Origin of the sequence: Paenibacillus sp. GCM10028914 (assembly GCF_042666275.1) — a bacterium.
Classification (GTDB): Bacteria; Bacillota; Bacilli; order Paenibacillales; family Paenibacillaceae; genus Paenibacillus_AQ.
Map to the genome: position 1 here is coordinate 62,932 of NZ_JBHTFO010000001.1, position 21,115 is coordinate 84,046.

General features: G+C 40.2%; 19 protein-coding genes. 17 read left to right on the forward strand and 2 right to left on the reverse strand.

What is annotated here, in order from left to right; translation table 11 throughout:
• Positions 1-184: 184 nt before the first annotated feature.
• The 9 genes from ACFQV5_RS00325 (at position 185) to ACFQV5_RS00365 (ending at position 11,289) form a co-directional block, all read left to right on the forward strand.
• Positions 185-1,138, forward strand: a complete 954-nt coding sequence (locus ACFQV5_RS00325; RefSeq protein WP_379242645.1) for a VanZ family protein — start codon at positions 185-187, stop codon at positions 1,136-1,138.
• Between the two features lie 426 nt (positions 1,139-1,564).
• Positions 1,565-2,020, forward strand: a complete 456-nt coding sequence (locus tag ACFQV5_RS00330) for an AAA family ATPase (RefSeq protein WP_379242436.1) — start codon at positions 1,565-1,567, stop codon at positions 2,018-2,020.
• Positions 2,021-2,384: 364 nt separating this feature from the next.
• A complete protein-coding gene (locus ACFQV5_RS00335; RefSeq protein WP_379242438.1) occupies positions 2,385-3,236 on the forward strand; it encodes an aldo/keto reductase in 852 nt (283 codons plus the stop codon).
• A gap of 288 nt (positions 3,237-3,524) precedes the next feature.
• Positions 3,525-3,860, forward strand: a complete 336-nt coding sequence (locus ACFQV5_RS00340; protein WP_379242440.1) for an ArsR/SmtB family transcription factor — start codon at positions 3,525-3,527, stop codon at positions 3,858-3,860.
• Positions 3,861-3,908: 48 nt separating this feature from the next.
• Entirely contained in the window at positions 3,909-6,164 is a 2,256-nt protein-coding gene (locus tag ACFQV5_RS00345; protein WP_379242442.1) for an ATP-binding cassette domain-containing protein, read from the forward strand.
• A gap of 285 nt (positions 6,165-6,449) precedes the next feature.
• Positions 6,450-7,835, forward strand: coding sequence for an MATE family efflux transporter (locus ACFQV5_RS00350; protein ID WP_379242444.1), 1,386 nt, complete (start codon positions 6,450-6,452; stop codon positions 7,833-7,835).
• Positions 7,836-8,105: 270 nt separating this feature from the next.
• Complete coding sequence (locus ACFQV5_RS00355) at positions 8,106-9,185, forward strand: ankyrin repeat domain-containing protein (RefSeq protein ID WP_379242446.1); 1,080 nt, start codon at positions 8,106-8,108, stop codon at positions 9,183-9,185.
• Position 9,186: 1 nt separating this feature from the next.
• Complete coding sequence (locus ACFQV5_RS00360; protein WP_379242449.1) at positions 9,187-9,552, forward strand: hypothetical protein; 366 nt, start codon at positions 9,187-9,189, stop codon at positions 9,550-9,552.
• Between the two features lie 453 nt (positions 9,553-10,005).
• Positions 10,006-11,289, forward strand: a complete 1,284-nt coding sequence (locus ACFQV5_RS00365; RefSeq protein WP_379242451.1) for an ABC transporter substrate-binding protein — start codon at positions 10,006-10,008, stop codon at positions 11,287-11,289.
• Between the two features lie 246 nt (positions 11,290-11,535).
• Here ACFQV5_RS00365 and ACFQV5_RS00370 read toward each other — a convergent pair whose 3' ends face one another.
• Positions 11,536-13,029: a peptide MFS transporter gene (locus ACFQV5_RS00370; protein WP_379242453.1), complete on the reverse strand. Its 1,494-nt coding sequence runs from the start codon at positions 13,027-13,029 to the stop codon at positions 11,536-11,538.
• A 519-nt stretch (positions 13,030-13,548) separates the two neighbouring features.
• On the opposite strand from ACFQV5_RS00370, the gene ACFQV5_RS00375 reads away from it, so the two are divergent.
• The 6 genes from ACFQV5_RS00375 to ACFQV5_RS00400 all read left to right on the forward strand — a co-directional run bounded on the left by ACFQV5_RS00375 (position 13,549) and on the right by ACFQV5_RS00400 (position 18,037).
• A complete protein-coding gene (locus ACFQV5_RS00375; protein ID WP_379242455.1) occupies positions 13,549-14,592 on the forward strand; it encodes a DUF1835 domain-containing protein in 1,044 nt (347 codons plus the stop codon).
• A 99-nt stretch (positions 14,593-14,691) separates the two neighbouring features.
• Positions 14,692-15,306 (forward strand): hypothetical protein, encoded by a 615-nt coding sequence (locus tag ACFQV5_RS00380; protein ID WP_379242457.1) that lies wholly within the window; start codon positions 14,692-14,694, stop codon positions 15,304-15,306.
• Between the two features lie 202 nt (positions 15,307-15,508).
• Positions 15,509-16,021, forward strand: a complete 513-nt coding sequence (locus tag ACFQV5_RS00385; RefSeq protein ID WP_379242459.1) for a DinB family protein — start codon at positions 15,509-15,511, stop codon at positions 16,019-16,021.
• Between the two features lie 42 nt (positions 16,022-16,063).
• Positions 16,064-16,843: a hypothetical protein gene (locus ACFQV5_RS00390; RefSeq protein WP_379242461.1), complete on the forward strand. Its 780-nt coding sequence runs from the start codon at positions 16,064-16,066 to the stop codon at positions 16,841-16,843.
• A 1-nt stretch (position 16,844) separates the two neighbouring features.
• Positions 16,845-17,396, forward strand: a complete 552-nt coding sequence (locus ACFQV5_RS00395) for a hypothetical protein (protein ID WP_379242463.1) — start codon at positions 16,845-16,847, stop codon at positions 17,394-17,396.
• Between the two features lie 89 nt (positions 17,397-17,485).
• The gene (locus ACFQV5_RS00400) at positions 17,486-18,037 is read left to right on the forward strand and encodes a hypothetical protein (RefSeq protein ID WP_379242465.1); all 552 of its coding nucleotides are present in this window, start codon (positions 17,486-17,488) and stop codon (positions 18,035-18,037) included.
• A gap of 327 nt (positions 18,038-18,364) precedes the next feature.
• Here ACFQV5_RS00400 and ACFQV5_RS00405 read toward each other — a convergent pair whose 3' ends face one another.
• Positions 18,365-19,315 carry an endonuclease/exonuclease/phosphatase family protein gene (locus tag ACFQV5_RS00405; RefSeq protein WP_379242467.1) on the reverse strand — a complete coding sequence of 317 codons (951 nt, stop codon included), beginning with the start codon at positions 19,313-19,315 and terminating at the stop codon, positions 18,365-18,367.
• A 174-nt stretch (positions 19,316-19,489) separates the two neighbouring features.
• Here ACFQV5_RS00405 and ACFQV5_RS00410 point away from each other — a divergent pair, with 174 nt between their 5' ends.
• Both ACFQV5_RS00410 and ACFQV5_RS00415 read left to right on the forward strand, forming a co-directional pair.
• Positions 19,490-20,284, forward strand: coding sequence for a Cof-type HAD-IIB family hydrolase (locus tag ACFQV5_RS00410; RefSeq protein ID WP_379242469.1), 795 nt, complete (start codon positions 19,490-19,492; stop codon positions 20,282-20,284).
• A 182-nt stretch (positions 20,285-20,466) separates the two neighbouring features.
• Entirely contained in the window at positions 20,467-21,054 is a 588-nt protein-coding gene (locus ACFQV5_RS00415; protein WP_379242471.1) for a hypothetical protein, read from the forward strand.
• Positions 21,055-21,115: the final 61 nt, after the last annotated feature.

Here is a 21,115-nt window from a genome sequence, read left to right on the forward strand (position 1 = left end):
CATCAAAATCATACTGTGCAAAGTTAGAGAATATTCTGATTGATTATTTTACATGGGTGTGCAATCGGCCATTTTCACGATGGTCTTGCTGGCCGTGAAACTTTAGCATAATATTTAGTAGAGATATTTATAGAGAAGAAAAGGTGTAATTATGTATCAAGGAAAGTCACGAAAAATCGTCCACATGCTGTTGGGGTTATACACGATATTAACCTTATTTTTTTTATTCCTAGGTTTCAATAGATCCTCTTTGAATGGTGAGCAAGGACTAAGATACTATTTAACATTTGAGGGTATTCCTTTGCATTTTCCCATGGGGAGAGACTTTCAAATTTGGTTCTTTGACTTAGGGAATTTTCTCGCTTTTATCCCTTTTGGAATAGTCATCCCGCTTTTGTATCGTTGCAATTTTACCCGATTTATCTGTTTATTTATGCTAAGCATTACAGTAATAGAGTTAATTCAAATGTTTTCCCGCTTAGGAGCGTTCGATATTAACGACATTATCATAAATACGCTAGGAGCTGCAGTCGGATATTGGTCGCAGCACATCGTAAAACTATATCGGGGTACATTTAAAGGAATGATAAGAATCGTAATTACAGCGATTGTTATTTCTTCAGGAATGTTTCTTGTCGTTGGAAGCATTAATTATTATTTTGATCACGTGGATGGAGAAGTCGTTGCCCTCAATGCGCTTCCGATCAAGGATGGAGCTGTACAATGGGATGAAAGTCTGACAGCCTTTACTGCAGGTACGACCATGGTAGAACCTCAAATTAATCTTTACAGTCAAGAAAATAACAGTAAAAACAATGAATTTTCTTATCTATTAAACGGGAACTATGCAAAGTTGGAAGGCTATGTCGCCATAACAGGCCCTGACGATCCTGTAAGCAATGAGAGAAATGAAATCTGCTTTATCGCAGACGGATCTGAGATATATTCCATCAGTTTGGGAGAAGAGCATCAGCCGGACTCTTTTCAGTTTTCTCTGAAGGGCGTAACCGAACTGACCATCAAACTCTTAGGCGAGGGATCAAATATGAACACAAATGTTGTGATGTGGGATGTTACCCTGACAGAAGTGAACACAGGCCAAAGAATCATAAACATGATTACAAATTTATTTAGATGAATATCTTATAAAGTCGCGAATATCGCGGCTTTTTTATTTTGGCATTGTTTATCTTGATTGTTGATATCCAAATTTTTCGAACGTTTGTTCTATAATGAGGGTAGTCATATCGCTCGGAGCTGATTTCCCTGTGGATTTAAAGGATCTGATAAAACTTGCTAAGGGCTTGGACAGTGAAGACAAGCAACCATGTATTTGTAGCATTACCTGGTATGGTTCCGCTATCTCGACAGTAAGGAATATGAGAAGACAACGTCGAATAAGAAAAACATGTTGGTGACTTCAGGGCTGTTTTCTGTAAAGGAAACAAGCACCAAACTTCGACGTATGGCTTACTTTTGAGATATTGGGCAATTGAAATCAATATTGTACTTCTTGTCGTTTACCTTGATTTGTCGTATATCAAAATACACTGGAGGTGCGAGTATGGCAACAATATTTATTACAGGCTTATCAGGAACAGGTAAGTCAACCGTGTTAGAGGAGTTAAAGATAATGGGATACAATGTTGTGGATACGGACTACGGCTACATAAAAGAAGAAGATTACGGAGAAGTGGTTTTGGATGAAGAAAAAATAACGAACCTGTTGGAGGAGTACAGGGATTCCCATCTGTTTATCGCAGGAATTTATTCAAACCAAGGAAAATTCTATGAGCATTTCGATTATGTGGTTCTACTGAAGGTCGAACTTAACGTGATGCTCGAAAGAATAAACAACAGGACATCAAATAATTATGGTAAGAGTCCCGAGGAAGTGGAAAAAGTTATAGCAAGTTACGGAAGCGTATTACCTATCTTGGAAGGAGGAGCGGATATTGTTATTGACACCTCAAACAACGGAGTCGACTCGATTTGCAAAAGGCTTATAGATTTACTTTAGTTTATTGAACGTACGGGTTAACTTTAACGTATTAAAACCGCCCTTATAGAAGGACGGTTTTTCTTTTGGTTGATAATCAACAATAAGACATAACATAGCCTTTATTTTATCGGTGATATGAGACGTCTTCATCTATAATTATCACCTACTATATAGGTGTTATCACAACATTCGTTTATTTCTATGATATGAGAGGATTAGGCAAACATTTGGCAGGTTTATTATAACGATAGCTTAATCATCTAGTTCATAATAAAAATGTGAGAGTTGGAGAAGGGTGAAGGTATTGGAGTGGTAGTCATGCCTGGTGGAATGAAGATATTGGCGACTACAAACATATTTTTACAAATAGGAGGTTTAATACATGCAAAAAGTAGTATTGAACAATGGAATTGAGATGCCTATACTGGGTTTTGGAGTTTTTCAGATTGCTGATCAAAATGAATGTGAACAAAGCGTTTATGATGCAATTACGGCAGGCTACCGGTTGATTGATACAGCGGCTTCGTATCTTAATGAAGAAGCAGTTGGAAAAGCCATCAAACGGAGTGGAGTGGCAAGAGAGGAACTATTTATTACTACAAAGCTCTGGGTTGAGGACACTGGTTATGAGCGTACAAAAAAAGCATTTGAAAAATCACTGAAAAAATTACAACTAGATTACTTAGATCTATATCTAATTCATCAGCCATTTGGTGATGTGTATGGTTCTTGGCGTGCTATGGAGGAATTGTATCGTGAAGGTAAGATCCGTGCAATTGGTGTTAGTAACTTCCATGAGGATCGTCTGATCGATTTAATTATTCATAATGAAGTCGTTCCCGCGGTAAATCAAGTTGAAACTCATCCATTCAACCAGCAAATTGAAAATGTAAAATTTATGAAAGAGAACAAAGTCCAGATTGAATCCTGGGCGCCTTTTGCTGAAGGGAAAAATAACTTATTCCAAAATGAATTATTGGTATCTATAGCACAAAAATATAATAAGTCCGTTGCTCAGGTGGTCTTACGCTGGTTAACACAAAGAGAAATTGTTGTGATTCCAAAGACTGTTCGTAAAGAGAGAATTCTCGAAAACTTCAGTATTTTTGATTTTGAAATAAGCCAAGAAGATATGGAGTCGATTATGAAGTTAGATAACAAAGAAAGTCTGTTCTTTTCTCATCGCGATCCTGAGATGGTGAAATGGATAGGTACTCGCAAACTTGATAACTAACAATGAGGCGCTGAATACATTTTGTTGAGGTTGAATTATAAAAGCCTTCTGCGCATTAAAGACAAACGAGTTGATGAATCATATTTAAATTTAAAACATGTAATGATTCGTTCTAAGAGCAGGCTGTAGTAGCCTGCTCTTTTTAGATGTTTAAGAGAGAGTTATCAGTTCAATACTAAATTAACAACTGTATTCACGCCATTCACACCAAAACATTAAAAGTCCTGGGCGAAGTTGTTGAGAGAGTATACATTGACGATTATATATATACAAGTGTATATTAATAGCATGAATATGACAGATCTACAATTAACATTACTTACAATCGCCGAACCGAATCGGTTTAACATCGTTGAATTATTAAAAAAAGGCCCACGATCCGTGGGAGAAATCGTCGAAGCGTTAGGCATTAGCCAACCACATGTATCTCGTCATTTACGTATATTGGGCGAGGCTGGGGTAGTAAGATCCCGAAGCAAGGCACAACAGCGAATATATAGCCTCGAAGCCGCTCCATTCCAAGAGCTGGATGAATGGTTCGATTCTTTCAGTATCCTGTGGGAAGAACGTTTAGATCGATTCGAGGAGTATATGCTCGACCACAAAAAAAAGGAGGATATATGAACGCTTTTTTTTCAAAGGTTGGAACAATGAATCGAAAGGATTTTGATAATGGACGAGTCGAATAAACAGTATATTATCATCACGGCTGCAAGAGAGAACAATCTCAAGAACGTATCCTTACGAATTCCTAAGCAGAAAATTACGATCTTCACAGGGGTATCTGGATCCGGCAAGTCCTCGATCGTCTTTGATACGATCGCTGCAGAATCAACTCGTTTACTGAATGAGAATTTCAGCATGTTTGTGCGTACTTTTCTGCCACGTGTTCCGCAGCCGGACATGGATGCAATAGAAAACCTAAGCATGGCTGTTATTGTCGATCAAAAGCGGCTGGGTGGAGGTTCCCATTCCACGATGGGCACGATTACTGATATATCTCCTATACTCCGTCTTCTCTTCTCTAGAGTAGGTCAGCCTTATGTTGGACCAGTGAATATGTTCTCATTTAACGATCCGCAGGGAATGTGTCCCGAGTGTAATGGAATGGGCCGTAAACTTGGCGTAGACATGAGCAAGGCTCTGGACATGACCAAGTCGTTAAATGAAGGGGCCATTTTGCTGCCAGACTATGCTGTGGGCGGCTGGGAATGGAACATGGTTCTTCAATCGGGGGACTTTGATCCAGACAAGAAGTTGAGCGATTATTCGGATGAAGAACTGGAACAACTTTTGTACGCTAAAGCAAGAAAAGTAAAGATGGATTTTGCTGGTAAGGCAACGAATATTACGGTGGAAGGCGTCATTGAAAAGTTCACCAACAAATATATCAAACAGGATGTGAAGACGAAGTCTGAACGCACACAGAAAGCGGTTATGCCGTTCATATCCGAGGGTACTTGTTCCAGCTGTCGCGGCGCAAGACTCAGTCAGGCAACGCTCAATTGCAGGATCAATGGATATAACATAGCAGAGATGTCCGCCATGGAGGTCGGTCAGCTCATCCGTGTTGTTCGGGAGATTGACGACTCGATCGCCGAGCCGGTCATCAAATCGCTGACGGAACGATTACAGCATTTGGTCGATATCGGACTCGATTATTTAACACTGGATCGAGAGACGGATACATTATCCGGCGGCGAGTCGCAGCGCGTTAAGATGGTGAAGCACCTGAGCGGCAGCTTGGTGGATGTCACTTACATATTTGATGAGCCAAGCGTAGGCTTGCATCCTCGCGATGTGCATCGGTTAAATGAATTGCTCCAAAAGCTGCGCGACAAAGGCAATACCGTGATTGTTGTTGAGCATGATCCCGATGTGATTAAGTTGGCGGATCATATCGTTGACGTCGGACCTCACGCCGGTAGTCGAGGTGGCACCATCATGTATGAAGGAAGCTACGAAGGCTTGCTGGAATCTGGTACGCTGACCGGCTCTCATATGAAACAACCACTCCAGTTGAAGCAAGATTGCAGGCAGCCGTCCGGTAAGCTGTCCATTAAGGATGCCACCTTACATAACCTACAGCATGTAAGCGTTGATATTCCAACCGGAGTACTGACAGTGATTACAGGTGTAGCCGGTTCAGGCAAAAGTACACTGATCAATAAAGTATTTCTAAGCCAGCATCCGGATGCGATTGTTATCGATCAATCGGCAGTGGGCGTATCCACACGATCGAATCCTGCGACCTATACGGGCATTATGGATGACGTACGTAAAGCGTTTGCTAAAGCGAACAAGGTGAACCAAGGCTTGTTCAGCTTCAATTCCAAAGGAGCTTGTGATAACTGCCAAGGGCTTGGCGTTGTGTATACAGACCTTTCATTCCTTGACAGTGTGAAGCTGCCATGCGACGTATGCGGGGGCAGAAGGTTCAAAGATGAGGTGCTCGAATACAAGCTGAACGGTAAGTCGATTGCTGAGGTGCTGTCGATGACAGTGGAACAAGCACTGGAATTTTTCGAACTGAAAGAGGTTGTACGCAAACTTCAGGCTATGAGCGATGTGGGATTGAACTATATTACACTGGGCCAGCCGCTCAGCACACTCTCGGGTGGGGAATGCCAGCGTATCAAGCTAGCAAGCGAGCTGCATAAGAAAGGCAGCATTTATGTGATGGATGAGCCGACGACCGGCCTTCATATGTCGGATATCGGTCACTTGCTGGCGATCATGAACCGGCTTGTGGACGCTGGCAATACAGTGATTGTCATCGAGCACAATCTCAATGTGATCAGCCAAGCAGATTGGATCATCGATATGGGCCCGGATGGTGGCAGCAAGGGTGGTCAAGTGGTATTTGAGGGCACACCTTCGGAGATCATTCATGAGAAGCAGTCGGTTACAGGGAGATACCTGTTGTAATCCGATTTATTTTGAAATGGATGAAGTAGAATATTTATAGGAAATTTTAAGAGAATCTGTAGACGCATGAACCTGTCGGAGGACAAGAACATACAAGCTTAAGAAGCCGCCAAGAGGCGGCTTCTTTGCTATGACGATGTACATAGAAGAAATAATAAGGTTTATCATGAAATATTTTAAATTAGCTGTATTTCCTTAATTTGAATATTTACGATAGACGTTTTTTCTTACGGGATATAAACTGGGGAAAGCGAAAAAAATAGACATAATAGGAGCTTGAACAACGTGACCCTAACAGATCAAATTCCATCATGGAAAAAACTCAGCTTGTTTGCCGTTACTTGGCCCATTTTCATCGATTCTGTACTTCGGATGATGCTTGGTACGGTGGACGTGTTTATGTTAAGCCGTATATCCGACAAGGCGACAGGCGCCGTAGGCTTGGCCAATGAAATTATTTTCTTCTGTATTATGATGTTCGGATTTGTCGGAATCGGAACCAGCGTGGCGGTTTCCCAGTATATCGGCGCTCGGCGAGAGAAAGAGGCGAGTCGTATCGCGGCGTTGGCGATTTCGATTAACCTGATTTTCGGAATACTCATCAGCATCCTGCTCGTCTTTTTTGGAGAGTCTCTCTTAGTGCTGATGAATCTGGATCCAGATCAAATCGGAATCGCAAGCCACTATTTAAAAATTATCGGCGGCTTCATTTGGATTGAAGCGCTATCTTATGCGGTTTCGTCGGTGATCCGCTCGAGCGGTCATACGAAGAGTGTTATGTACGTGACGCTTGGTGTTAATCTAATCCACGTCGTAGGTAATTATCTCCTCATTTTTGGAAACCTAGGTTTTCCAGAAATGGGCGTGACGGGGGCAGCGATATCAACGGTCGTAAGTCGTTTGCTTGGTATCTTCGTCCTGTTTTTCATTTTGTACCGCCGGGTTCCTGCGCCAATTCGACGCAAGGATTACGTTACCTGGAACGGTTCCTATGTAAAGCAGATTATAAGTGTTGGATTGCCTGCTGCAGGGGAGCATCTCGCTTGGCAGTCGCAGTACCTTATGATCATGAGCTTTGTTAATATGATTAGCTTCACGGCTTTAAACACTCATGTTTACGTGATGAACGTATCGAACTATTTTATGGCGCTTGCGATGGCTATTGGGGCAGGAACAGAGATTATTGTGGGACAAATGGTAGGTGCGGGAGAAATGAAAGAGGCCTACAAGAGACTCATGAAAAGCGTGAGGATCAGCTTTGTTTTAACGCTTGCCATTGTCGGTACGGCATCAATATTCCGTCATGAGTTGGTCGGCATGTTTACGGATGACCCCAATATTATCGCACTCGGAGCGAGTATTTTCTTGCTTTCCATTGTGCTTGAGCCCGGCCGGACCTTCAATATTGTAATTATCAATTCACTGCGTGCTGCGGGGGACGCACGTTTTCCCGTCATGATGGGCGTCATCTCGATGTGGGGAGTCTCAGTGCCGCTTGCGTATATCCTTGGAGTTCATTTGGGAATCGGGTTATTTGGGGTATGGATTGCTTTTACGATTGACGAATGGCTTCGTGGGCTCATCATGCTGCTTCGCTGGAAAAGTCGGGCTTGGGAGAAGAAGGCGCTTGTGAAGCCAGCTGATGTCCCAGAATACAGCATTGGAGCATAATAAGTGATCGATCATATGAGCACTTAATTCGAAATGAGAAGCAAGATAATGCTAAGTTGATCGAGAGAAGGGTGTCCCAGAGTCTTGAAAAGACGGAGAGACACCCTATTTTCTTATGAGGAAATGAATTTGATATAACTCCTAAATATAGGAAATAAGTAGGTAGATTCAGGAAAAACGATCACTATAATGAAATAAGATACCTACGGAACTTCGATTCGCAACTTGATTAGAAATTAACTACTAATGTAGATATAGGAGTTGTTTGGGATGATCGTATTGAAAGATATCGGGAAGTTCGAGGAGCTGCCGGAAATCGCTATGCATATTTACCAAGGAGATATTCCGGCTTTACAGACTGCAATTGGAGCAGGCTGGAGCATTGAAGATGGTATCGTACTAAGCAAGTATATCACGTTAAGTCCGCTGGATCTGGCGCTTGTTTCGCAGCAAATGAAGGTCGTAAAACTGTTGGTAGAGCACGGTGTCAACCTGAATGTCCATCATAATCCCGCTTTTTTGAGGGCTGTCCGATATTGCAAGGAAGACGTCATTCGATACATTGTGGCACATGGAGCCGAGATGGACAAATTCAATCATACGGGGGCTGGCGCTTACTCACAGGCCTACTATGGCAATAAAAACAATATTCCGCTTATTCATGAGTTGGGATTGGATATCAAGCAGCATGGCGGCCCCGTATTGCGTCAAGCCGTATCGGATCATGATCTGAAGACGATTAGGTATTTGCTCGATACTGGGGTAGACATCAACTATAATAAATCGGATATGGTCTACCCTTATCAAGCGTCCCCGTTAACCGTGGCCGCACGTATGGGTAATTTGAATATGGTTAAATTTTTGATTGAACATGGCGCGGACGTTACTTTAACAGAAAAGGGTGGTGAGCGGGCGTATACGATAGCGGTCAGCAATAAGGACACCGTCATGGCTGACTATTTGAGATCACTGGAGCCAATTGATTTTCACAATGTGGAAAACAAGAGGTATGAGCTGAAAAAATATAAATTATCCGATGAACTGGTCAGTTTTCTTACGGGAGAGAAGCTTCATCTTGAACTGGCACAAAATGAATTTGAAATCGATTATATCGACTTTTTCACATTGACAGATACGATTGAGATGAAAGTTGGCAGGCAAAAACTACTGCGTTTATCCGCCGATATCGACAACTACTCCGATCTACAGTTAGTTTGGAATCCGAAGAAAAAAGGCCTAATCGGCTGTTATGACGTAGAGCATCAGACGTATTCGGATTTATGTAGCTTTACGGAGTTTCTCACGCAGCCTGAATTATACCTCATAAAATTTCTTGAGGGAGAGTTATAATATGAAGGCTGTTAGCCAAGATATTCAAGATTTGTCCATTAAATCTTTAGAGTCGACTTTAAATAAACTATCAAATGCTTATACTAGCATGACCGAAAAAGGTTCAAATACCACCCTTGTCCTAAAGAGAAGAAATGCTGTGAAAATTGGTTTGGAAAGCCTCAAAGATGTTTGGAATGAGAGTGGTTTTTTCTATGATGAGGAAACCATTTTGACTTCTAAAGATATTTTACAAGGTGTCATTCCATCTATCGAAAAACAGATAGCCAAAGTAAAAGAAGGTAGTTCTCAAAAAACAATAAATGAGCGCCGCTTAACTGCGCTTAAACTGGCAATTGAATCTTTGGAGAACCGTCTTGAGGGCTGATAGATATACGCTGTTTCAGTTAAACACAATGTTAGTTCTTGTTTCATGAAGTTTGTAAATACTCGTTTCGTGTCACACTAATAATTGAACTTGGAAAAGCGTGATGATTCACGCTTTTTTTTGTTGGAACAATGTTAGCTAATACCTTAATAATGATCCATCATGATTACAAGTATCAAATCTACACTCAGATGTTCTTCGGGTACATTGAAAGGAGCGAAGGTTCGTAATACCATTGGATGTAATTGTAAATTGAAAGGGGGATCTTGATTACGCATTCTGCGGTTTCGATTTAATACAGCTCGACTTTTTGTGCTGCTACAGCTATCAACGGAATACATTACTGAATATTGACGCCGACCATAAAGTTGCATCAGGCTCTATTGCAAGACAATCTGAAATTCATTGTAAGCGCTTTATAATAAAAGGAGTGATATCAGGAGGTTATTTACCGTGGCCAAAAAAATAGGTTTTTTGCTTGTATCATTTATTATGATGTTAACATTTGCTTCCTGTTCTAAGGATACAGCAGAAAATAAAGTTGATGAGGTTAATGAGGTTAAAGATGGTGAAAAAGTAAAATTAGTTATTGCATATCAGTGGGGAGAAGAAGCTTTTCATAAACGTTACGATCCCATTGAAGAATATCTTGGCAATGTAGAAATTGAATACGTTCCGTCCGATGGGACGAGGCAAACATTCGAAGAATTATTTGCAAATGGAATCAAGCCGGATATGTTCGTTGATCAGAACGTTTTCGCTCTGCAAGATTTGGAAGTCATTTATCCACTGAATGAATTTATGGAACAAGAAAATTTCGATATTGGGATGTTTAATCCATCCATGATAGAATCGCTTCAAGCATACAGTGATAATGGAGAATTAATCGGTCTTCCTGATGGGACAACTAACTTAGCCTTATATTTTAATAAGGATATCTTCGATCTATTTGGTCAACCTTACCCGGATTTAGACAAACCGATGACATGGCCTGAAGTGATGGACTTGGCGCAAGAGATGACGGTGGTTAGAGACGGGGTTCAATATATAGGCCTCGATCCGAGTTTGCTTCGTTTTGCCCGAAATCAGTTTGCTGTTACAGCTACTGATCCCACGACAGGCGAAGTACAGATTAATAACGAAGAAGGATTTAAGAGGTACTTTGATATGATGGCACGGTATTACAGCATTCCGGGTATTAAAGATACTGGTGAAAATGATCCGTTCGCACAAAAACGGGCCGCTATGGCCATTAGAAATAATATAACTTTGGCTCATGGTTGGGGGGATATAGAATATCTCAAACCATTCGAGTTGGCCCCTTTCCCGGTTTGGCCAGGAATGCCCGATAGCGGGCCTGAAACAGGGACTACCCCAATGATTATTGCAAACTACAGTGAACATAAGAAAGAAGCACTTGAAGTACTAAAAGCTTATTTCGAACCAGAAATAATGCTACAACAAGTACGCTCGGGCGGAACAGTTCCACCATTATCCGACCCAGAATTATACAAACAGTATGCGAAGGATCTTGAAGAATATGAGGGGAAAAATTTAGAAGCTTATTATCAATTAACAAGAGTATCAACGAATAGAAAAAGCCGTTGGGATGTCTTTGTTGATCTGGAAAGCGCTGAGAAAAAAATCGCAGATGGAGAAGATGTTGTAACCGTTTTGAGACAACTAGAAGAAGAGTCCCAGACGAAGATCAAGGAGGCTATGGCGCAACAAAAGTAATGAATCCATTGTTCTAATGTGACAAGAAAGCAGCCGTCCAGTGAGCTCGTAAATCTTGAAACTAAAAGATATGACTCCCGATGATCAGCTGCTGTATGCAACTAAATGTGTTTGATCTGTTCCATTAATGATGAATCTGCTGATCTAACATAAAATGGCGACCCTCACTTGAGGATCGCCATTTTGTGTTTTTCGACCATTACAGGGATTACTGTCGTAGAAATACGAAATCAGGACATCGTTCTTTTACTGTATCCCTTTCATGTACCCCTGGATTTTTGAGGAGAACAAGAAGAGCACAATACTGAGCAGAATTGCCGCTCCTCCAATGATACCAAAGTATAACATCTCTGTAGCCGGAGAATAGAACTTAACAATTTGTGCATTTATCGCTTGGGCAGCCGCATTGGATAAGAACCATAAACTCATGGTCTGGGCTGAGAAAGCGGAAGGTGCCAATTTTGTCGTAGCCGATAGTCCGACAGGGGACAAGCATAATTCCCCTAGTACAACGATGAAATAGCTAAGAACGAGCCATAAAGGATTAACTAAGGAATTCTCGCCGCCAAAGTATGCCGGTAAGAGAATCACCAGGAAGGATAATCCGGCAAACAATAATCCCAAGGCGAACTTCTTTGGTATCGTAGGCTGCCGCTTACCAAGCTTCACCCATAACCAAGCAAATACGGGAGCAAAAATGATAATGAATAATGGATTTAAAGACTGAAACCAGGCTGGTTCAATTTTAATGCCGGCAAAATTCAATTGCGTCCGTTTATCGGCATAATTGGCAAGGATCGTTGATCCTTGTTCTTGAATAGCCCAGAACATAATCGCTGCAATGAACAGCGGAATATATGCGATAAGTCTTGAGCGTTCTTCGCTTGTGGTTCGCGGACTGCGGAACATGACAATGAAATATATGGTTGGAATTAGAATACCGAGAATACCTATGATCAAGATAAGCGAATCAAACGTTAACAGACCTAACGGAATGGTAATTGCAATGATAGCCGCGAGAAGCACGGCTCCGATCCCGATGATACGAAAAACTTTTTTCCGTTCCTCAGGTGATAACGGACTTGCTACGTAAGTACCTGCAAGGCCGAGGTTTTTCTTCTTGGTAAAGACAAACATGAGCAATCCTAGGAACATACCCACGGCTGCGAGGCCGAATCCCAGGTGGAAATTATACTTCAAGCCGATGGTTCCCACAGTGAGCGGAGCGATGAATGACCCTAAGTTGATACCCATGTAAAATATGCTGAATCCTGCATCTCGGCGCTGGTCTTGTTCACTATAAAGATCTCCTACGACACTAGATACATTGGGCTTCAGCAAGCCCGTACCCAGTACGATCAGAACCATGGAAACAAAAAATAAGGTCATACTGCCTGGTATAGCCATGCTGATATGCCCCAGCATGATTAATATACCGCCGTAGAGCACAGCCCTAGACTCACCGAAAATCCTATCTGCTAACCAACCACCAATAATTCCGGACATATAGACAAGTGAACCATAGATGGACACAATGGCGAGAGCGGTATTCTCATCTAAACCCAGTCCGCCTCGACTCACTTCGTAATACATATAATAAACCAGGATCGCTTTCATTCCATAATAGGAAAAACGTTCCCAAAACTCGGTGAAAAATAAAGTAAACAACCCTCTGGGATGTCCAAAAAAACCTCGTTGTGGAACACTTTCAACAATTTTTTGTTTGTTCAAATCAGACATGCTGTCACTTCCTCCTTGGTGCAATAAATATTCTGCTAAATGCATCATCCTTTTAGTAAGGGTATCCAGTATAGACGAATTCCAACTGCCTAAATTGGACTATACTGTCGACTCAATGAAAAAGTATATCACAAATTTATTGAGCTTTACTATAAGTATGGTTATTGTGTTAATTATTACCAATCGTGGTGAGAAAGGGACGTCGCGTAAGAAATCTAGGTCGTCAGTATGTTATAAACAGGCAAGATATTATGATGTTCTAGCTATAACAAGTGTAGCTATTTATATGTAGATTGCACAAGTTAGCGAGTGGCCAAACTATATTTCAGTCGCATTTCATAAACTATAGGCTTGAGTTAAGAATAGGGAGCACGAATAGTTGGGTTTGAATTTTTTTACCGTTCACATTCTAATTGTTTCTGTAATTTTTCACGCAGAGGTATTATTGGACTATATTAGAAGAAGTATTCTTCAAGTATGTGGTACTATGGTGGATATTGCCCTGTGAGGAGGATATTCATGAAGAAATTCTACGAAAACTTACAGCAATTCGATGAAAAGGACATGCGGATGTTCTTTTACAATGTATTAAATACAGTAGATCGCTATCGTAAGGAAGGAAGCATTGAAGAAAAAAAGTTAGCAGAGGGATTCGTTAACATCCTTCAGGATCAATTAAATGTAGTTCGAAACCATCAGTTACAAACGTATGAGCTCCAACAATATGTCCATATTGTTTTCAGTCTCTCTGATGCAGGTTCGTTAAAAGTAACCTTAAGTAAGATCGGTAAACGGGAACTATGTCAAGTCTTAGCATTCAATGAATGGTTTTCGGTTGGACCAATATCTAACTTAGATACAACAACTGGTCAGCAAAATAGGCTCTTGCGGTTGATGGAATACGATGGGGAATACATATACGGTCAACATGCTAACCAAGCGCATCAACTTTCCAATATGGTAGAAGAAATAAAGGGCATTCCAGAAAATAAAACCATCGTTATTTGGTGTGCGGATAATGCACATGATCAAACAGGACTACGCTTCGTGTTGCATTTGTTGAGAGAAAGAAAAAAGCCGGTTAATGTTGTTAATGTGACGGAGCTTTTTAATGATTCTGGGCTTCAAGACAAAGAGGGAGATGTACCTTATGCTATCAGTTTAATGGATCGAGAGCATTTTCAGGCCATTGTAAGTAAATATTTTGAAGGCATTCCACTTGATCCTGGGCAAAGAAGAAGGTATGAATCAGAATGGCTAATGCTCACTGAAGAAAATGATGTGCTTCGTTTGTGGGAAGAAGGTACGGTTAGAGGTAGGGATGTGAATGCCCTAGATGAGTTGATAATAAGGTCAGTCATTGATCTGGAGCAAGAACAAGATGAGAATGGTTTTATCAAAGCCGGGAGTGTCGTAGCAAGAGTGTTTGATATATCACGGCAACTCGTAGGGTATTCTTTTATTTCCTATCGAATTTGGATCTTAGTTAACCAAGGAATATTAATGTTTAGAGGACTACCGGGGGCTTTGCATCAGTTTTCTGTAAAACTGGTCTACAGCTAACACGCAGATTTGTCCAAATTCCATTATCTGGTGTAATATATGATTAGATAAGGACGAGACGGACGGTTACTAAGTGAAGAGTGGGAAAGGAGTGAAATTGTGAGAAGCTTCTTTAAAGACATCAGAATATTGATTGGTGTGGTATTAATCGTTGGTGTAGTGGGTGGTGTAATGCTAATCCAAAGCACATATGCTAAAGGTTCAACGAATCATAGCCATACAAATTCTCCGAACTATTCTAAAAATGAACATGGACAGACATACGGTTCTGCTGAAGAAGGCACCTCGGTTGAAATGCTGCCTGAATTAATTCATGCAGGAAGTGTGAATGGCATTAAAGGGTATTTGCTGAAAAAAGATTATCTTGGTGAACCAGGGGATGTCCCGCTGTATGATGTTAATGGAAGAACCATAATTGGATCTTTTCATATTAGCGCTAAGAATATAAACTATCCTAAAAATAAAAACGGACAAACATTTGGTTCTAGTGCAGATGCTACTTCACCAGAAACGGAACCTGAATTGATCAGTGCTACAGGAGTGGACGGCACTGCAGGATATGTGCTGAAGAAAGACTTAGACGGTGAGCTACCAAAAACACCAGAGGAAGCCATTGCGATACAGAACAGTAGATCTCCAGACGGTCGTGATATTCCGCTGTATGACGTTGATGGTGAAACCGTTATCGGTGTGTTTCATATTGGAGGAAAATAATGATATGTGTGTTAAGTGTTCCGCTAACAAGGAACGATAACATCATGACAACAGACTGCCGAGGTCATCGGCAGTCTGTTCAGTTTATGAGCAGGATAAATCGATAATTTTGCGAATTCGTTACATAAGGGATTATTCATGAACTTCGTAAATAAGATGTTAAAGGATATATATGCAAAAAATTAAAGAAAGGGAGTTTTTCATGGAACTTAAAGAAATCTATCAAAAACTAAAAGAAACAAGAGAGGAATTACTAGGGATAATTGATGGATTGAGTAGAGAACAATTAAACAAACAGATAGACTCATACAGTTGGAGTATTAGTCAGGTATGTCAGCATCTAATAAAGACAGAAGAATTATATGTTGTAGCAATTACGAGAGGATTAAAGAGTCAAGAGGATTCATTCATAAATATGATACCATTAGAATTTTTACTAGATAGAAGTAAAAAGTTAGAAGCACCTGACATTGCTAAACCAACTGATGAAATTTTAGAATACCCAGAAATCATTGAAAGACTAAACCATTCAAGAGAAAAGTTATATAAAATATTAAACACCGTAGAAGACCCGTCAGTGCTGAGTAGAAGACATTATACACATCCTGTCTTTAAAGAGATGTTACTAATTGATTGGGTTAGATCATTGTACTTGCATGAACAAAGACATATTAAACAAATTAATGAAATTAGAGACAGTTACTCTGTTAAGTAACTATACTAATTATATTAAAATCACGGATCTTAGGAGAAAACGATGATTCAAGCACAATTACATGGCAAGGCCCCCTCAGAGCTGACCTGGAGCGAAGACATACTGACTTCCAATATTTTTGGTCTGTTAAAATATCTTTCAACACCCGAAACTACAGTAGACATTCTCAGATGCAGTTTCAATTTAGACAATCGTAGCTTGGTGATTCCAGATGATACTGAGAGGATTATCTACTTCTTTTGGCCACGACTTTTGAACAGTGAACCAGACCTAGTGTTGCTTCTTGACTCATCACATGGTACACATGTTATTGGAATTGAGGCCAAATATCTGTCGGGAAAATCTAGTTCAGAGGATTTAAATGTTGAAGAAGATGATAGAAATAATCGACAGAGGGATCAGTTAGCCAGAGAAATAGAGGACCTATTCGAGCCTGAAAATTATCAACTTTTAGGAATATCGAAAGAACGTATTCTGTCTAGAAACATGATTTATCTTACTCTTGAAAGTTATATGCCAAGGGAAGAGCTACAAGACACGATTAATTCCTTGCGTAACCATGAGAATCAAGTAGACGGAAAGGAAGTACTCTATTGGCTTTCCTGGAAATCTATCTACGGAGTTCTTAGGGAGCGGGTAATGCAGGGGAGCGACGGTTACATAAAAGATGATCTGCTAAAGTACTTAAATCGAAAGGACTTGATCTCCTACTCTGGTTATTCAGTCCGGTCTGTTCTCCCAGTTTCCTGGAACTACTCAAGAGAAAAGCAACTTCCAGTTCACCCTGTAATAAAAATAAATTGGCAATATAGGAGTATATAATATGGATCAAAAAGAAGCCTTGCGAATCTCTGTACAAAATGTCCGAAGTATGGTTAATAATAGCATTTTACTTCTGCGCGATGTGGATCTGCTCTTATCCAAGGCCGGTTTTACGCCGCTCTTTGGAAATACCCTCGGATGTGAACCAAGTAAAAACATTAATCAATCTTACGATCAACCAAGCAGTTTTTTTCCTCCGTATATGTCCCGATTTTATTACCGAAATGAAACTGGAGCTGGAGCAAAATTACTGTGTGTAAATGTTCAATTTTATCATCATCTTTGGGATGAGTTCCAGCCATGCATATTAGCTGGACTATGCAAACTAAGCAGCAAAGGTAATAAGCCTCAACATTGGTGGATGAAGTACTACGCTTTCGAATTCGATACAAACGAGCGGATAAAGCCTGACCGATCCATATATCATCGTGAAGATGAGGATGCATCTGTTTCCATGTGGGGGATCGAATTACAAGAGTTGGCAGGAATCGAAGATATAAAAAAAGAAATTATCGATCGGCTCATCGAAGAATATGAACGTCAAAATGATTGATGAAGAGGGAATATCCAAGAAGTTAATGGACAGTTTGATGCAACCAATCCCTTCCAGTTATCGTCATAACATTAGCGGGAGGGGATGAAATGAAAGGGTTACTTTGTACGTTGCTATTAATACTGTGGGTGATGACTGGATGTTCTCAAAGTTCTGATTCTGGCATGGGAAATAACATGAAATTGGCGGAGACAGTTAAACAGCAAGACGATATGGCGTTAGAAATGCCAGCGGATTTTAATTTCATGGTCAGCTTCGGTTATGGAGATGTAACCAAGAATGTAATAGACACTTATAGTGGAACAGTAACGAAAGATTTGATTATTAAAGGCTCAGCAACAGCAAGCATCAAATTTAACACAGATGAATTACGTGAAATATACGACAAAATGAAAGTATTAGACATTATGGGACCGAAAGATTTACCTAAAGAAGGTAGTTGTTTCAAAATACCAAGCAACGAAGACCAGTGGAAAGTAACTGTTGATGGCCAAACAAAGACTTTTTCGTGGTCTGACCAAAACTGTGGAATGACGGAGGATGCGAATCAATTACTTGAATTAAGAATCTACATTCAGCAGATGATTGAGGCTAAGGATGCTTATAAATCTTTGCCTGAAGCCGAAGGGGGTTATGATTAAAGTAAGAGCAAATTAAAAGCTGCACACGACATTAAATCACTTTTCAATATTAAGCTAACGGGCCACGATTGATCAATAATCATCGGGAGAAGACATTGATGATTAGAAATATCTCAAATGGATTTATAGACGATTGATATTTTTCTTGAAAAAGTCACTGCGTTTTATTGTTAAAGAGCCCAAGTTCTTGTCCAAACACAATGACATGAACTTGGGTTCTTTACCGAAAAACAAGACATGAACTGATAGCTTATAAAGTTCACGGACAGGGTTGAAGATCAATCACGCAGAGATTCATCACAAAAAGTCATCTTAGGCATGATGGTTCTACAACAATAAACTTGCTGATACTCCCGCGTGATCAGATGGCCAAAGCCCTGTTTTTGTTCGGTTTTTCTGTGATTCCCCAACTAGTTCTGCTTCAATTGGTTCCCAGCCGTTTTTAAATAAAACATAATCGAATCTTTCGCTCAGTAGAGAAACTGCATTTAAAAGATCAGGATTCTGTTCATGGGTAAATCCCGGTCCATTACCAACTTGAGACCATACATCTTGAAAGCCTGCATTCATAAACAAATTATAAGTTGAACTATTAGGGATGGCATTCAAATCTCCTGTAATAATCACGGGTAAATGTGTATTTGCAGGTCCTTGAAGAATTTCAATTGCCTGGGCATTACGTATGTCTTCAGCAGTTGGATCTAAACGGGTATTAATCATTCTGAAATATTGTCTATCAATTTTCACAATAATAGATGACCATCCACGAAGTATTGTAAAAGGTTGTCCGGCTATAGGTACCATTAGATTTGTGTTGAAATTAGCTTCTTTCTTTCTTATTACGTCCATTTTATGGCCTTTACGAACCAGGATTGCATCCCTTTCCAAAAATTGAACCAAATTTCCGTTACTGTCAGGAAGTTCTGCCGCTGCATTATTATTACGAGCCGCAATCTCGTACTTCAAGCCTTGTTCCTCTAACGCATTTAATAATATCTCTATAAAATCATAAGTTACGGTTCTGAAGGTTGGAATAATTAGTCTTACACGCACGGCTTCTTGTAAACTGATAAGATCAGGTTCTTCCGAAGCGATCAGTTTGGCAATTGCCTTGGCACGAACAGAAAAATTCGTCGCAAGAAATTGCCTGAAAATTTGCGTTACAACTTCAGGGACCAACTCTGGAGTTAGAGCTGGGTCAAACAGTGGCGCGACATTAAAACCTTGATAAATATTCCATGTTAGAAATGAAACCTTAAGATTACATTTGAAATTCATTCCCACTTCACTCCAATCAAATATATAATTTACTAGTAGTAAATGAAAAATAATAGAGTATGGAAACGGCAGGTTTACTATAACTAGTATTTATTTGATGTGCATTTTAGGAAAAGCGTCCCTTCCTGGGTAGTATTATTTTTCCAATTTAGTTTATTTTGTGGGAGGATACAGATGTCGAATATTCAGGCGATTGTACTAGATTTGGACGGAACTTTGCTCGGTAGTGATAAATCGGTATCTTCTAGGAATTATCAGGCTGTTAAAAGATGTTTTGATGCTGGAATTCATATTATTGTTGCCACGGCGCGGCCGCCTAGAGCGGCAAATCAATTTTTGGAGAAGTTCCCTTTTGTAGACTACATGGTTTATTACAACGGTGCTTTAGTTACATGCAAATCTAAGCAAAATGAGCGGCACATTAGTATCCCTATAGAGATTAACCGAGAGATAAACAAATTTATCGAGTTACGAGTACCTCAATCGATAGTCTCATACGAGGTTAATGATTCATGGTATACCTTTAGACCAATTCACGACTCCCAATGCGCTCAATTAGGTATTCGCCCGAATGATCCGAGACCCCAGGTTGTTGATGAAGATTATATTAGTTCACTTTCACCGACCAAAATATTGGTTCTAGGTTGCAGCATATGGAAGGATATATGCGAGCAATTCGGTGACCATGTGAACGTGATCGCAACAGATGAAGGAGTATTGGTCCAAATCACGCATAAATCAGCCTCAAAGGAACAAGCGGTGCAATGGGTGTTAAATGATATTGGAGTAAAATCAGAAAATGTAATGGTATTTGGGGATGATTATAACGACTTAGGTTTATTCCACATGTCCGGATTTCCAGTTGCGATGGGAAATGCGATAAATGAACTAAAGAATTGTGCAACCCACGTAACCGATTCAAATGATAATGATGGAGTTGCGGTTGCAATTGAGAGATTTGTGGTGTAATTACTTGAAGAAACTTTAAAGAAATTTAAAAAGCAAAATGTGAGACAGATCTCCGTTTTTACGGAGGTCTGTTTTCATTTGAGGAAATTGAGTGATTTGAATATTCATTTGTCCATATCCAATAAATCGATGGTCTCATATATATGTTAAAGATTTGTTAATAAAAAAGGAGGGATTGTAAAATGCATAAAAGAACAGTTATAAAAAAGGCGAATCATACGGTCAAAAAAGTACAAGCACCTAGAAGACATTACGGAATCCATTCGAGTAGCGTTGCGAAGGCAATGAGAATGATGATTGCCGCACAAAGATCATTGAATGCACAAATACCGGTTGTTGTTAATCAAAGAACCAGGAGAATAAGTACGAATCGAAGTTGGGTAAATGCACTCGAAATCGAGCGTAATCCAGCATGGGTAGCGCCGCAAGCAGGTGAATCATACGTTTGGGGAAGAAATGATCCTAACGGCCCTGCTGCTGTGGTCGCCAGAAGATTTACGATTAGAGACGATATTGAAAGTGCTAGCTTATTCCTGGCCGTTGATAACTTTGCCATTGTTTTAATAAATGGACGGTCGGTAGTTATCGACAATCCGCAGGGCAATGTTTCATTCTTTAATCCGGGAAGATCGTTTAATATTAGACGTTTCCTCCGGAGAGGAACAAATGATATTGTAATCGCTGCTTTTAACTTCCCTTCAAATGCAAACAGAAGCGGAGATAATCCAGCTGGTGTCCTTGCACGTATCGAAATTGCACTAGAAGACTAGTCCGGTAGTAGCTCTTAAGAAGTCGCGAAAATCGCGGCTTTTTATTTTTGCGTTGAGGGTA

Bases quoted from the DNA above. Each gene is read 5' to 3' on its own strand.
- ACFQV5_RS00385 (WP_379242459.1), top strand. From the start codon at position 15,509: ATGGAACTTAAAGAAATCTATCAAAAACTAAAAGAAACAAGAGAGGAA.
- ACFQV5_RS00405 (WP_379242467.1), bottom strand. From the start codon at position 19,315: ATGAATTTCAAATGTAATCTTAAGGTTTCATTTCTAACATGGAATATT.
- ACFQV5_RS00415 (WP_379242471.1), top strand. From the start codon at position 20,467: ATGCATAAAAGAACAGTTATAAAAAAGGCGAATCATACGGTCAAAAAA.
- ACFQV5_RS00400 (WP_379242465.1), top strand. From the start codon at position 17,486: ATGAAAGGGTTACTTTGTACGTTGCTATTAATACTGTGGGTGATGACT.
- ACFQV5_RS00375 (WP_379242455.1), top strand. From the start codon at position 13,549: ATGAAGAAATTCTACGAAAACTTACAGCAATTCGATGAAAAGGACATG.
- ACFQV5_RS00395 (WP_379242463.1), top strand. From the start codon at position 16,845: ATGGATCAAAAAGAAGCCTTGCGAATCTCTGTACAAAATGTCCGAAGT.
- ACFQV5_RS00355 (WP_379242446.1), top strand. From the start codon at position 8,106: ATGATCGTATTGAAAGATATCGGGAAGTTCGAGGAGCTGCCGGAAATC.
- ACFQV5_RS00335 (WP_379242438.1), top strand. From the start codon at position 2,385: ATGCAAAAAGTAGTATTGAACAATGGAATTGAGATGCCTATACTGGGT.
- ACFQV5_RS00360 (WP_379242449.1), top strand. From the start codon at position 9,187: ATGAAGGCTGTTAGCCAAGATATTCAAGATTTGTCCATTAAATCTTTA.
- ACFQV5_RS00410 (WP_379242469.1), top strand. From the start codon at position 19,490: ATGTCGAATATTCAGGCGATTGTACTAGATTTGGACGGAACTTTGCTC.
- ACFQV5_RS00370 (WP_379242453.1), bottom strand. From the start codon at position 13,029: ATGTCTGATTTGAACAAACAAAAAATTGTTGAAAGTGTTCCACAACGA.
- ACFQV5_RS00345 (WP_379242442.1), top strand. From the start codon at position 3,909: ATGGACGAGTCGAATAAACAGTATATTATCATCACGGCTGCAAGAGAG.
- ACFQV5_RS00340 (WP_379242440.1), top strand. From the start codon at position 3,525: ATGAATATGACAGATCTACAATTAACATTACTTACAATCGCCGAACCG.
- ACFQV5_RS00390 (WP_379242461.1), top strand. From the start codon at position 16,064: ATGATTCAAGCACAATTACATGGCAAGGCCCCCTCAGAGCTGACCTGG.
- ACFQV5_RS00325 (WP_379242645.1), top strand. From the start codon at position 185: ATGCTGTTGGGGTTATACACGATATTAACCTTATTTTTTTTATTCCTA.
- ACFQV5_RS00330 (WP_379242436.1), top strand. From the start codon at position 1,565: ATGGCAACAATATTTATTACAGGCTTATCAGGAACAGGTAAGTCAACC.